Origin of the sequence: Telluria aromaticivorans, assembly GCF_013003915.1 — a bacterium.
GTDB lineage: Bacteria > Pseudomonadota > Gammaproteobacteria > Burkholderiales > Burkholderiaceae_D > Telluria > Telluria aromaticivorans.
The window spans coordinates 1-12,163 of record NZ_JABAIV010000003.1 but is presented as its reverse complement, the minus strand read 5'-3'; the positions used below and the strand labels follow the sequence as shown (position 1 = coordinate 12,163).

General features: G+C 51.4%; 10 protein-coding genes. 2 read left to right on the top strand and 8 right to left on the bottom strand.

Features of this window, described 5'->3' with window-relative positions; translation table 11 throughout:
- Nucleotides 1–372 precede the first annotated feature (372 nt).
- The 3 genes from HGB41_RS09285 to HGB41_RS09275 form a co-directional block, all read right to left on the bottom strand.
- Entirely contained in the window at nt 373–1,050 is a 678-nt protein-coding gene (locus HGB41_RS09285; protein ID WP_171083570.1) for a hypothetical protein, read from the bottom strand.
- A gap of 8 nt (nt 1,051–1,058) precedes the next feature.
- Nucleotides 1,059–1,616, bottom strand: coding sequence for a hypothetical protein (locus HGB41_RS09280; protein ID WP_171083568.1), 558 nt, complete (start codon nt 1,614–1,616; stop codon nt 1,059–1,061).
- Nucleotides 1,617–1,967: 351 nt separating this feature from the next.
- Entirely contained in the window at nt 1,968–2,870 is a 903-nt protein-coding gene (locus HGB41_RS09275; RefSeq protein ID WP_171083566.1) for a retropepsin-like aspartic protease, read from the bottom strand.
- Between the two features lie 709 nt (nt 2,871–3,579).
- Between HGB41_RS09275 and HGB41_RS09270 the strand changes: the two genes are divergently transcribed.
- On the top strand, nt 3,580–3,981 hold the full coding sequence (locus tag HGB41_RS09270; RefSeq protein ID WP_171083564.1) for a hypothetical protein: 402 nt from the start codon (nt 3,580–3,582) through the stop codon (nt 3,979–3,981).
- 430 nt (nt 3,982–4,411) lie between these two features.
- Here the strand turns inward: HGB41_RS09270 and HGB41_RS09265 are convergent, their stop codons facing one another.
- Nucleotides 4,412–5,038, bottom strand: a complete 627-nt coding sequence (locus HGB41_RS09265) for a tyrosine-type recombinase/integrase (protein WP_171083562.1) — start codon at nt 5,036–5,038, stop codon at nt 4,412–4,414.
- Nucleotides 5,039–5,176: 138 nt separating this feature from the next.
- On the opposite strand from HGB41_RS09265, the gene HGB41_RS09260 reads away from it, so the two are divergent.
- The gene (locus HGB41_RS09260) at nt 5,177–5,512 is read left to right on the top strand and encodes an H-NS histone family protein (RefSeq protein WP_171083560.1); all 336 of its coding nucleotides are present in this window, start codon (nt 5,177–5,179) and stop codon (nt 5,510–5,512) included.
- A gap of 629 nt (nt 5,513–6,141) precedes the next feature.
- Here the strand turns inward: HGB41_RS09260 and HGB41_RS09255 are convergent.
- The 4 genes from HGB41_RS09255 to HGB41_RS09240 all read right to left on the bottom strand — a co-directional run bounded on the left by HGB41_RS09255 (nt 6,142) and on the right by HGB41_RS09240 (nt 11,671).
- Complete coding sequence (locus HGB41_RS09255) at nt 6,142–8,709, bottom strand: S1 family peptidase (RefSeq protein WP_171083558.1); 2,568 nt, start codon at nt 8,707–8,709, stop codon at nt 6,142–6,144.
- Nucleotides 8,690–10,069, bottom strand: a complete 1,380-nt coding sequence (locus tag HGB41_RS09250; RefSeq protein WP_171083555.1) for a metallophosphoesterase family protein — start codon at nt 10,067–10,069, stop codon at nt 8,690–8,692. The genes HGB41_RS09255 and HGB41_RS09250 overlap by 20 nt, the downstream gene beginning before the upstream one ends.
- Before the next feature lie 46 nt (nt 10,070–10,115).
- Nucleotides 10,116–10,520 (bottom strand): hypothetical protein, encoded by a 405-nt coding sequence (locus HGB41_RS09245; protein ID WP_171083554.1) that lies wholly within the window; start codon nt 10,518–10,520, stop codon nt 10,116–10,118.
- 347 nt (nt 10,521–10,867) lie between these two features.
- Nucleotides 10,868–11,671: an SGNH/GDSL hydrolase family protein gene (locus HGB41_RS09240; protein WP_171083551.1), complete on the bottom strand. Its 804-nt coding sequence runs from the start codon at nt 11,669–11,671 to the stop codon at nt 10,868–10,870.
- Nucleotides 11,672–12,163: the final 492 nt, after the last annotated feature.

The following is a 12,163-nucleotide window of genomic DNA, read 5'->3' as shown; positions in this document are numbered from 1 at the left end:
TGCTCGCGCGGGTAAGGGATTCGTAGCGGCGGTAGCGTGCGCCTGGCGCGGACGCCACCGACCACTCAGTTTCGGGGATGTGAAGGTCGACCTGCAGAACCGGCTCGTCACCAACAAAGCGCTACGGTGTGCCTGAAGAGGAGCGCAAGGTGGTGGATTTCCAAGCGGATGAAATGCGCCGCCTAGTTGACTACGAAGGACGGCATCTCGCCGAACCCGGCCGTTGAAGTCATCATAGTATGTTGCCTACCTGCAAATCCATGGCCTGACACGACCGGCAAGAGCCGTCCCATCTTAGACCTTCGCGTTGATATGATCATGCCAGACTGGGAAGGGTCTTTTTCGAGGTACCCTAAAGAGCGCCAGCCTATCTCAGGCGAAAAGCTTGTAACCTTTCCAATCGTGGTGCTTCGGCCGACCGCTGACGAACGTAGCGAACTTACAGTTCTCGGATAGAATCAAATCATGCCGGAAAGGGATAGGCAGGGGTAAAGGTTTCGCCTCAATGGGTCCTGAGAAGACCACCATAGCAAGCTCTTTTTCTCGCTCAAACAGCATTTCGCAGAGGCTCGCGAACGAATTGCCTGGGTCGTTTGCCATAGTTACACAAGCGGAGGAGTCATTCATGAATTGGAGTGCTAAAGCACTGGGACGCCGCTTGGTAAGCTGACGATCAATCGCGTCCTTTGCGACGTCCTCAGCCTTATCCCACAACGTGAGCTCCCCAGTCCATGCAACGCGGAGCCCTCTCCAACCTTGCGCAGACTCTTTTGGGCTGATGAATGCTAAGGTCGCCCCGGGAAGGCTGGGGGCAGCATCGAAGCAAGCATCTTCATTTGCCGGACCCGAAGGTACAGTAATGCTCGAGCGCACAATTTCAAATCCATCAAAGACGCCGTTTGACCGGTCTTCAAGGACGTCAACAATCTGCCCTACAAAATTCAAAAGCTTTCGCTCGTCGGTTGGAATGGCTTTAGAAACGTTGATGCTGAGAATGTTTGCTTCCCCCGGACGAGTAGGGATGTACGAGAAAATGTCAGAGGACTTCATACACACCTCTAGCAGTCGCTGGCCGTCATACAGGGTAGCGCGTGCGCCTTTGTCACCGGCAAACGACTTGCATTCAAGCTCGAACGTAGGGAGTCCTTGTGACGGGTCACCAACAGGTCAAAGGTCCCATCGGCACCGGCACTTTCCGGCCAGTGGATTTGGCACTGTTTTTTTAGAAGTGTCTCGGCGACATAAAGTTCAAAATGAAGGGCCTGCATGTCAGCAGGATTCTTCAAGGCCCCTTGAAATCTCTTTTCGAGACCATGTGGGCCAGACAGGCCACCCCTCAGCTTTTCACACCACGCGGCAATGCGATTGGCGAGCAAGATCGCTTCGACAGTCCTTATCCAATTGGCATCAGAGTCGGCCATGCACTCCTGACGGTCCCATCGCGTAAGCCCGAAGGCAAACCAGTTTTCCACCTCCAGTTGCCCTGTTCTTAGCGAAAAGCCTCGCTGTGCCTCCTCGTACTTTCGCACAACCTTCAACCATGGCTTATCCGGAAATATCCGTGATATCCGCTCGTACATGACTGGTAAGAGCAAGGCGGTTGGAATAAGTTCCATGTCGACATAACCTATGTATAGTTGTCCAAAGAAGCTCCGATTTCTTCGTTTCGAACTCGCTGGTTCGGGGGCGAAGGTCAGTGCTGTATACCTTTCGCTCAAGGGCATAGCCTTGTGAACTCGCTCAATTTCATTGAGAGGCCGCTTTTCGCTTTATAACCTGGGCGTTATGGGTGGCACCCACCGCCTTGCGACTGGCAGGGCCGACAATTCGAGCGGCTGCATTTGGCCCGATCTCGGCCCTTGAGCTTAGAATAACAGGTCACCAAGGCCGAAAAATCGCAGACTGTCACGAAGGACCGGATCCGACCCATAGCAGACGTTCGAACATGAAACGCGGCGGCGGCAATATCAATTCGGGTTGCTGACTTTCGCGTTGAAAGGCGAAATCAGCAAGCGATCTGCCGCTAGGTCGAACAGCACTTTATGGCTTTGAAAGAACGGCGCGCCGAGAATGCCGTCAAAGGGTGCTCCATTCAAGTCAATCCGCTCAGCTCTCAGCTTCCCCAGAGACTGGCCACTGCTGTCCTGGACTGCTCCTAGTTCTCGGAGATCACAGTTAATAGCCCCCTTAGGTGCAGGCTGACACAAAGATTCCGCAGCGACAGGCACAAGACTTTTGCTGTTGACTAGATTCACCTGCGCTCCAGTGTCTAGAACGAACTTAAGAGGTTTGCCGTTCACGATGAGAGTGACGTTAGGGCCTATTTTTCCAGACTCTAGACGCAAAGCTTGCCAACCTTGTTGACCTGCTTGCGGGCGTTCTCCCGGCTCGTAAACCGAAAGCGTGGCGAGTTGGTAGTCGAACATTACTGGCCGTTTTCCGAATGCCGCAAGGCCTATTGCTCCAGCCTGCCGTGCTTTGGTCAGCTCTGCTTCTGGCCCCTCTGGCGCTCCACCCCACTGAACATGGACTTGGCCGTTAATCGGACCAAGTTTAGTGGCCCCGAGCGTGACTTGGTCTGCGACGAAATTCTGAACCTCATACACCTGGCCCTTCAGGTCCCTAAACTTGGTTTTTTGCTCAAGTAGCCTAATTGCGCCAGACTCCTTTATTGTTTTTTCCGGAATCGAGATGCTGAGTGAACCACCTGAGTCAATCATTAGTCGTGAAGCAACTGCTCCGATCTTAACCGTCGGGAAAGGTAGCCCATTGACGAACGTTAGCGGAACGACGTCAGCGGCCGAGGCGGTGAGATGCAGAATGGCTCCAGCAAGGAGAACGGCTGTGCGGCTGCAAGCAAGGAGGTTCATAGTCATTCGGACATTGAAAAATTTGCATCCTAGCAGGCGCGGCATCTTAGAAATACGTGAATTTCCAAAATGCCGAACTTCCGCTTTTGGCCGATTGCAGTCTACCAGCGAAGTTCCGCAACCGACCCACAGCAGACGTCTTAATGCGGTCTAGGCATGGCCTCACAGTGACCGTCACGCACGACATGCGCGGCCAAGCGCCGTCAGGAGATATCTAGGACTGGGCACCCGGTCACGCTTTCCAAACGCCCGATTTCATGCATCAGCGTCCTGCACTGCTGGAAGGCCGGCGGCGACGAGCGAAACCACAAAAGCGGAGACAGCGTAACGCGGTTGTTGCACGAACGGCATCGTGTTTTTCACGTGGCATCGCGCATTATTTCTGTCACTTGTCGAGCCCCCTGTTTTGCCTGATGCAGTGGCGGATCCCGTTCCTCCAGGAATAGTTCGTAGCTACTAAACGCGCAAATCGGTTCAACGTTGTTTTTTTGCTTACCCCTTGCTAACCAACGAGTTACGCGCGACGATGTATGGACGTCGCTTAAAAAGCTATTCAAAGTCGTAGAACGCCGTCGCGCTGAATGCCGCCGCGAGACCATTGCCTAAAATGAACAACAAGGGGAATGTCCATGGAAATTAAACCGCTCCTCTGGATTTGCGCTGTCATCCTTTAACTGGTTAAAAAAACAAAAAATGGAGTGTTTATATCATGACTGATCTTCCTGGTTTCTTGGTATCACTTGTAACTGGTGGCGTTGCAGGTGCTGCAGTCAATGCATTCGTTACGTCACGGAAACAGAAAATGGAAGTAACGCTGAGCGTTGCGAAGGATTTCTTTTCACTATATGGTGAGATTGGTTTGGCGCTTGGCGCGCTGCAAATGCAACCTGACGAATTGACTCCTCAGCAATTATCGAACATTCGGAAAATCGGCGATTATTTTCACTATGTCGCGAATTTGAAGGCCAACAATTACATCAACCCCGTGCTAGACAACATCGGAATCATGAATTCGATTCAACGGTTTAGCCAAAACCTCACTGTCGCGATGACGCGTCACCAAGAGCTGCAATCTGCGTGGTCATGGTGGCCAGGTCTCAAGGGCCTATAAGGAGAAGGCATGATGGCATATCAAAAATCTTTGGACGCAATCTATAGTCAGCTAAAATTATTAGATAGCGCGGACGCTCCACAAGCACTGAAGGACCAACTATTCAGGTCAATTGAAATTTATATTTACAATGCCGCCAGCATCACGGCTGGAGCTGGACCGAACCCAATTCCCCCAAACTCACCGGACTCTTCATCTCCGGTGCGGGGAAGCACGATTAGCTTTAACTGCCCTGTCTGCCATCACCAAGTCAACGGAACTTTTACCTGAGCTGCATGAACCCGCAAGCAATTTTCACCAATTGTTGTGCAACGCCATTCCCGCCCTCGATGGCACCATACGTACAATGAAGGTCCGCTTCTGGCCCGAAAGCGGCCCTCACTGAGAACCGCTACCAAACCGTCCTGAGCAGCAGTCTCTCTAGCGTAAGTCAGACCTCGGTCTGATCAGCGATATCGAGTGCATCGTCAACTTCAATGCCGAGATATCGCACTGTGTTCTCTAGCTTAGTATGGCCGAGAAGCAGCTGTACAGCACGAAGATTTTTCGTGCGACGGTAGATCAATGTTGCCTTCGTTCGTCGCATCGTATGCGTCCCGTACGCCGTTGGATCTAAACCAATGGATCTCACCCACTTGACGACAATACGTGCGTACTGACGAGTCGACATGTGAAGGGTATTCATCGATCTGCTTGGGAATAGATGGTGGCTTGATGCGAGCTGATGGCTTGCGATCCAGCCTTGAAGTGCCTGACGAGTCTGCTCTGTGATTTCGAACTGAACAGGCCGATGGGTCTTCTGCTGCATGACAATCGCACGGTGAAATATGTTGCCACCTTGAGCGATGTCGTTGACCTTCAAACTGACCAGGTCGCAACCGCGGAGCTTGCTGTCGATCGCTATATTAAACAGCGCAAGATCTCTCAAACGTTCGGCGAGCTGTAGTCGAATCCTAATGGCCCAAATTTCCTTCAGCTTCAAGGGAAGCTTCTGACCGATCAGACGCCCTTTATTCCATGGAACGCGACGGCAAGTGGTGGCGCTAGTTGTGTTCATGATGACCTCCTCAGTGAGCAAGGTCCGATTTTGACGCTAGCCAGTCCAGGACGTTACATACGCAGTGCCAATATAGGTCGCATAGTAGAATGAAACAGTACTGGAAAACATATACTAACTTTAAAAAGGATCTAATCAATGGCAAACATCGATCTGTCGGGCTACAACCTCAGCGAACTGAAGGGCCTTCAACACGACATTGAAAAGGAAATCAAGAGTCGCCAACACCAAGACTTGCAGAAGGCGCGCGAGCAGATTTTGGCGATTGCCCAAGAGGCTGGTGTATCGGTTCAGGAATTGCTAGCTACTGGCGACAAGAAGCTGAAACAAGAAAAAGGGAAAGGGCAGAAGGTCCAGGCACGCTACCAAAATCCAGGAAACAATACTCAAACATGGACAGGGCGCGGGCGTCAGCCAAAGTGGATTGCAGAAGGCATCGCTGGCGGAAAGTCGATTGACGACTTCCGAATCTAAGAGCACCGCACTGACCTCACTCCAACCGACTGCGCGGTTTCACGCCGCTTAGTACTGAGGGACGTCTCCCACTGTTCTAGGTGGGATGAGGTTCAGTACTTCCCAGATGACTACATTGCTGAAGTCGTGATCCTCGAGGAATCGCATGGCGTAAAGCAGCCCATGCGTCTTCCGTAACTGGACTGCAGCGACTAGCAACCTAGCGTTGCGGTGGAGGTTGGGTTCAAGTTGCGTAGTCATCGGTCCATGATAAAGAACTCGTCTGTCGCGACCATGATGTAGATCAATGCCGCTAAGGTTGGGGGCGTGCGCTTAGGAGCGCGAGGTGCAAAGGTATGCAGTCGGCCAAAAGCAGACATAGCACCCGGTACACGCGGAAAGTGGCCCCTACCATGTAACTAATATGACACGTGAAAAGAAAAACGATAAACAAAGGTCATTCCGACACTAACCCTTGGGAGTTGCTTAAAGAGGGCCGCTACTGACGCTCACGTCGCGGGATTAAGACTATCCTGTCCAGAAGATCGGGCGATTCACGAGCAACTCGTATGCCCCAACAGGCAAATATTAAACGGCAACTCAGGGTTTAAGCGGTTTCCGTTAGGATTGCTAACACGAGCCGGAAGTTCCTAAGTGCTGCTGACGAGTGCTCTGATCCGAATTAGGGAGATGGCATAAATTAATGCGGCTAGGACATGTGTGCCGCAAGCAGCCCAAAACCACCTAGAATCCACTTCGCTAATTAATAGATTCGCCGCGATGCTGGAAAACGGCAGCGAAGCCCACGCGGCAGCGAAAGCAATGCTAAAGCCTGTCCCAAAGACCGATACCTGGCGCCCACAGTTGCGAAGTTTTTCGTAGAATTTGTTGGCACTTGCCAATCCGGGATTGAACCGCCCGACATCAAAAAAGAAACGCAGAGCGCAGTAGAGGTTCAGGAGAGGTATTACCGCCACGCCTAGATACCACCGCCAGCGTACGCTGTACTTTAGCCAATATTGGCGCGGCAAATCAGTTAGGCGCGATGCGGCGTGCTTATAATCTTCGCGTCGCCCCCGTAAAACCTCTGATCTATCCAGTATCGCTGTTTCTGCACGAATAAGCCTGCTGGTACTATGGTGGCTGATCAGTTCATCCGCCGTGTGTGTCAAGAAGAATGTAGAGCTGCAGTCGGCCATTAGGTCCTCTACTGTCGTACTCAAGCGGCGCCGGACTTCATGGTCGTAGGCAGCCAAGAAATTTGATGCCATTTCCATTGCCGCACTTTGGTGCAAGACCCTGTGTAACAAGAAATAGTATTTACTTAAATTTGTGAGCGGTGCTGCCATCGCACTGGCCGCCTCAGACATCTCATCGCGCTGGGAGACGGCGCGGTTGAGCGCCTCTCTTGACCGGATGAGTACAGTTTCGCTGTCTTCGATCCACTTGGCGCAACGGGTACAGGCTAAGTCAATTTCATGGAGGGCAACCCCGTACTCTGCGACCTTCCGGTCAATTTCCTGCGGATCGACCAGCGCTTCGCTGCCGGGCGGCGCAATGACAGGCTCGCACAACACGCCTCCAGATTGCGCTAGAGCTTGATCCAACGCGTAACCTGAGGCAGCGTTTAATGTTGAGTTCAGTAAGTCAAGCGCTCGTCGGTTCGCTGTGTGGCATGATACAACGGAAGCCAGACGCGCCACCAAATCAGCTCCGATTGACTTGTAGGCGCGGCTAATCCACATTTCTATGTTGCTTTCGGCAGTTTTTATCACTTGCTCAACTGCGTCGCGTGCAGTGCCCAGCCAAGAATGCGCTACGTTGCCGAGCGAGCAGACAAGTAGAAAACTCAGAAAGCACCGAATCGCTGCATGCTCGGATTCACGTTCCGGAACTTGGCGAAGCAGCCTGCTCAAAAGGGTTTCGATATCCCACCCCCTAGCAGTTTCAACTGCTGCGTGCAATCGCTCCAGGTTTTCAGCGATGTCGATCTGGCGGCGCTCAAGCGCGATACGTTCTTGGCTAAAGGTTTGCTGGAAGTGCTGGAGGTCGTTTCGCAACATTGGCAAAGTCGCTTTTTCCTCTTGGTGGCGTTTTTTGTTTTGTTCGTATTGTCGAGTTTCGCTCAGATAGCGCTGATGATACAGATTCCGCTGTTCGGTACTAATTTCATCCGATAACGCGGCGTAAACTGGGGGTGCTGGCATAACCTGTTGCTCAATCCGACGAATTTGTGCTTCACTTTTCTTGATCCCGTCTTCAGCAAGCGCAACGCGCCTTGAGAGTATAGCGAATTCGCGGTTCCCGGCATCTATAGCCTCCGCAACGGCGACCTGCGCTGCGGCAACCGCTGTACCGGCGAATTGATCGCGCACAGTGTCCGAAGCCGACTGTTCAAGCGCCAATGTTAGCAAGGCACTGTCTATCCCGGTGCATAAGTTGCATGGCAGTTGCGCCTGTTCCTCGGCCGGCCAATCCATCATTCGAAAAAAGCGATTGAAATACGCCTCGCTTCCAAACGTCTTTTCATCCTTTCCAGCAATCGGCAGAATGGCAGGCTGAAAATCCAGTAGGGCGACGACCGTGCTGATCGGGCATGCATAAACGTAGTCCATTACTCCTTTCTCGAAATCGTCCAGAGCTGGAATAAACCTAGTCAAATGCCCAATTACTGCGCCGTCCACGACCACCGCTGAGCCCGAAAATCCTTGGAGTGGTGCACCCCCAATTCGCGCCGAAGCGAGCAGGATGGCCTGCTGGCCCAGATCATTGATCGCCCGTATATCTTTCACCATGCCATCGAAGGGAATCCCCCCGGGAGGGGGCGACTCCACCCCAGTCATGCGTAGAATTTTCCCCGCATTGTCCATCACCGCAGGAAATCCAAAACTGTCCCAAGCTACACGGTCTCTCAGATCTTGAGCCACTGGCAGCGGTACTACAGAAACTTCTTCATCTAGCTCGAGCACTGCCGCATCGTGCTTGGCATCACTCTTATTCTGATATAAGACCGCACGCCGGTGTATGCCGTCGCGGCGTTCTCCAATAATGACCGGATGGGCTTCACCCGGCACCCAGGCTTGCACTACATGCCATGCTGTTGCCACATGCCTGGGACCGATCAGATACCCTGTTCCCCTAACACCGGCTACGTCGATATAGACACAGACCTCTTTTATCCGGGCTAAAATGTCCTCGTCAAGCGCTGACATAAACATGCTCTCCCGCGAGTCTGTGTGCAAGAGCGTCGGCAGTTACTTGCGCATGGTCGTCTGCGAAGTACACGTCTGCGGATATGACGAGTTCGCCGTCAATCTCGATTTTTGCATAAGTTGGGAGGCTACGGCGCCAACTAGTGAGATGGTTGCCCTCAAGATCGTCAATAAAAGCTTGGAGCGCATCTCGTGCAATGTTTTCTTCCACCGCCCATACCGCAGTCGGCACACAGATGAGATCAGCCCAAGTTCCCGTATTAAGGTAGACTGGCAATCCATTAGGCGAGTCACCTAATGCGACCTTTTTAACGTGATGGGTATGGCCATAAACGACTACCTGGAATCCTGCGCTTGCAGCTGCATGGGCTGGCATTAGGTAAATTTCCTTTTCAGTGTGCATATTAAATGCTTTTCGGTGCAAATCAGACTGGGCACGAAAGCACTTATATAAAGCTGCCCGCCGGGCTTCGCGATCGAACAACTTCGGTGCGCCAGCGCTAATCTGCCCTGGAGCTCCATCGCTTGCAATCGACTGCGCGAGCAAAAACATGGACTCATCACTTACTGTCTGTGCCGCGATAAAGCCCGGTACGACCGGTTCCCGGTTTTCGTCATAATCGACCGCACGCGTCTTCACGAAATTTCTAAAAAAGGTCCAGGCTTCCTTGATTCCTCCCGCCCCCAAGGCTATCAGGACCGGGAGCAAGGCAGCATCTTCAGGCTTGAGCAAATCGACAAATGCGTACTGCTGTTTGAGCGGATTTACTAGTTCCTCAACCATGCGGCTTCCCGGCATTGCGGGGAATGGTGGATTAATAGGCTGTCTGCGCGAGAGCTGCGATCGAACGCGCCGTAGCGCGTCATGCGGTACCGCATTCCACTCGTCGTAGCGATTCCCATGCTCAATTAACAAAGGGCCTAGGGTGAATGCTTCGTTGTCGTAAATGAGATGCACTCGCCCTTCTCCCAGACGATTCAGCAACACCTGCCGCACCGTTGGCATGGCTAGTTCAACATCATGATTGCCGAGCAGTAGAGTCAAAGCACCGTGCCGCTTGTTCACATATTCCTGCAGTGCGTCCCATATTGGCGATGTGCGCTCGAGAATTGTGTTCAATTTGCGCTCGGCGCTGGCTGGGTCGCTTGTGAACGCCTCGAAAGGCTCTTCTGCAAGAAAATCGACAATATCCCCAGCAATTATTAGTTGCGAGTCGGCATTGCCGGTCCGCCCAGGAAGCTGCTCGATAAATTGCCCAAGCAAAGCTTGCGTGTGCAATGAGCACATCTGAAAATCGGGCCGGTTACTCCCTGCGGCCGCTCCGCCAAGATGCAGATCGGATATTACGTAGACAATACTTCGCATATCATCTCCCTAATCGACGCGTTGGCGGATTTGCCTGTTTATAGGTTTAAGTTTTCTCATTAATTGTAGCATTGCCGAGGGTCTTTTCAGCTCTCTCCCATGTATCGACGAGCTGGATGCGTGTGAAACTGGGATCATATTGGTAACGAAGAATAGCTGCGTTCATCATCCTCCATGCGGCCCATGTTTCTTGGTTTTTTTTCGAAAGACTGAATGTGGTAAGAAGACCGGAGGCAAGGGCAGCGACAAAGGCAAACGCTTTGAGCATCCATTTATCGTCGCCAGTGAAAGATTCACTAAAAGTGGCGACTACAAGTGACGCTACTGAAGCGATAATTCCAAGCAAGACTAGTAGCGCCTGAATCAATACGCCCAAGCGGTAATAGATTTCCCCCGCCTTGAGTATTTCGTCTGGAACCGGTTCCTTCTCTCTTTGAACAACAGCGTCCATGATGAACCCCAGTTAGTCGTGGATTAGAGAATAAAAATTATGGCATTCTAATAACCATCCCTTTCTATTTTTTCATTCTGTTCTTTCTTGCGTATCGTGCGGGTGTATGCTACGATGAAATCGATGCGTTGATGTCGTAGCACGAGTTATATAGTGACATTAGGCGCTAAAAGGGGATTTTCAATCCGAGTCCTTGTAGCCTTAATGCCGACGCCAATGACGCAGCGATCATTAGCATGGCTGTCTATTTGACCAAAGTGGCTGCAACCAATATTCACGCCATATCTTCTTATAATCTCCGTTTCGCCCATAGTAACCCTCAAAAATGTAGCGTTCGTCGTGTTAACTTAAGCGGACAGGCCGAGGCGAACTAAAACTGGATTCCATTTTTCCATTGCTATCAGTCTAAATCCTGATGGCTTCGGATGCAATTCGTTTGCCCAATGACTTGCATCTAAACTGCCACGGCTATCAACAAAATGAATACGTGATGGGTCGATTTTCGTTATTTCTTCAAGCTCAATGCTCAGCCGGTTAATCACAGTCTTAACGCAATCAGCTTGCAATGTAGCGGGCACGCCCGCGTCCTCTAATGCTTGGCGTAACCATGTCGCCTTTCTTCCAAATATTCCCTTGCCGTTGGGTATCGCATAATCGTAATTGTGCACGACAATCTTCGCCCCTGGGCGCGACGCCACTAGTATCTGACCAATAAGGGATCGATAACTCTCAGAAATCTTCCCCATTAACCATTCTAGAGTTAGTTCTCCGTTTCCATCTCTGAAACATGATGACGAATCTTGAGCGCCCGAACAGTCGTCACGGAGCATAGGGCGAAGATCGTTGACTCCCGCAAAGTCATTCCCGCCGCCGCTAATAAAAACGGCTGACAGGCTGGCGCCATGCATTCTAAGGGCGGTTCGGATCATTTTGTTGTACTTGCCGTGAGTATAGTCAAACGCTTCGGCGCCGTTCGCTCCTAGAGCAAGAATTATATGTTCGCGTGTAGCCACAAGACGTCCGAGGTGGTTAATTAAAGAACCGCCAGGAAACGGGTACCAGAACCAAGAATCTCCTACAGCAAGAATCGATGGGTACACGCCATCTACTTTCATCGATCCTTCATCCCAGTAAACGTTTTCGAATTTCATGAATACCTCACGAAAGTAAAGGCACAGCATCGTACGGGGCGTTCTCATAGTTGCGTACATCGCGTACGACTTGAGGATGGGAAATAGTATTGAATTGATCAACGCCAGAATTAGCGTAACGCTCTAGAGTACTCTCTCTCTCTGTGCTACCACGTAAATTATAAGAAACCTTGTTGTTTTTTAGATCGAAAGAAATTTTTGCAGAGTTAACGAACGGAGTTTGATTAACATCAACCATCTAACGATCAAGTTAATCTCGTCCATATCCACTCAATGGTGTATAGGGCGAAGGTCTGCGTTGGGTCTATTGTGTTGAAAAACTCCCTTGATCATAACGTTTTCACCGCCTACCGTGATGTGAGTACTTGAGGATACGGAGGTTGCGATGATGGGGCGCCAAGCAACGAAGCGGGAGCTGTTTGTCTCGATCAGTTTAGACGAGTACGTTCCTGAAGACCACCTGCTCAGGGCGGTGGATCGCTACCTCGACCT

What these genes read in the sequence shown, in the direction of transcription:
- HGB41_RS09285 (WP_171083570.1), bottom strand. Translation starts at nt 1,050, where the DNA reads ATGAAGTCCTCTGACATTTTCTCGTACATCCCTACTCGTCCGGGGGAA.
- HGB41_RS09280 (WP_171083568.1), bottom strand. Translation starts at nt 1,616, where the DNA reads ATGGAACTTATTCCAACCGCCTTGCTCTTACCAGTCATGTACGAGCGG.
- HGB41_RS09275 (WP_171083566.1), bottom strand. Translation starts at nt 2,870, where the DNA reads ATGAACCTCCTTGCTTGCAGCCGCACAGCCGTTCTCCTTGCTGGAGCC.
- HGB41_RS09270 (WP_171083564.1), top strand. Translation starts at nt 3,580, where the DNA reads ATGACTGATCTTCCTGGTTTCTTGGTATCACTTGTAACTGGTGGCGTT.
- HGB41_RS09265 (WP_171083562.1), bottom strand. Translation starts at nt 5,038, where the DNA reads ATGAACACAACTAGCGCCACCACTTGCCGTCGCGTTCCATGGAATAAA.
- HGB41_RS09260 (WP_171083560.1), top strand. Translation starts at nt 5,177, where the DNA reads ATGGCAAACATCGATCTGTCGGGCTACAACCTCAGCGAACTGAAGGGC.
- HGB41_RS09255 (WP_171083558.1), bottom strand. Translation starts at nt 8,709, where the DNA reads ATGTTTATGTCAGCGCTTGACGAGGACATTTTAGCCCGGATAAAAGAG.
- HGB41_RS09250 (WP_171083555.1), bottom strand. Translation starts at nt 10,069, where the DNA reads ATGCGAAGTATTGTCTACGTAATATCCGATCTGCATCTTGGCGGAGCG.
- HGB41_RS09245 (WP_171083554.1), bottom strand. Translation starts at nt 10,520, where the DNA reads ATGGACGCTGTTGTTCAAAGAGAGAAGGAACCGGTTCCAGACGAAATA.
- HGB41_RS09240 (WP_171083551.1), bottom strand. Translation starts at nt 11,671, where the DNA reads ATGAAATTCGAAAACGTTTACTGGGATGAAGGATCGATGAAAGTAGAT.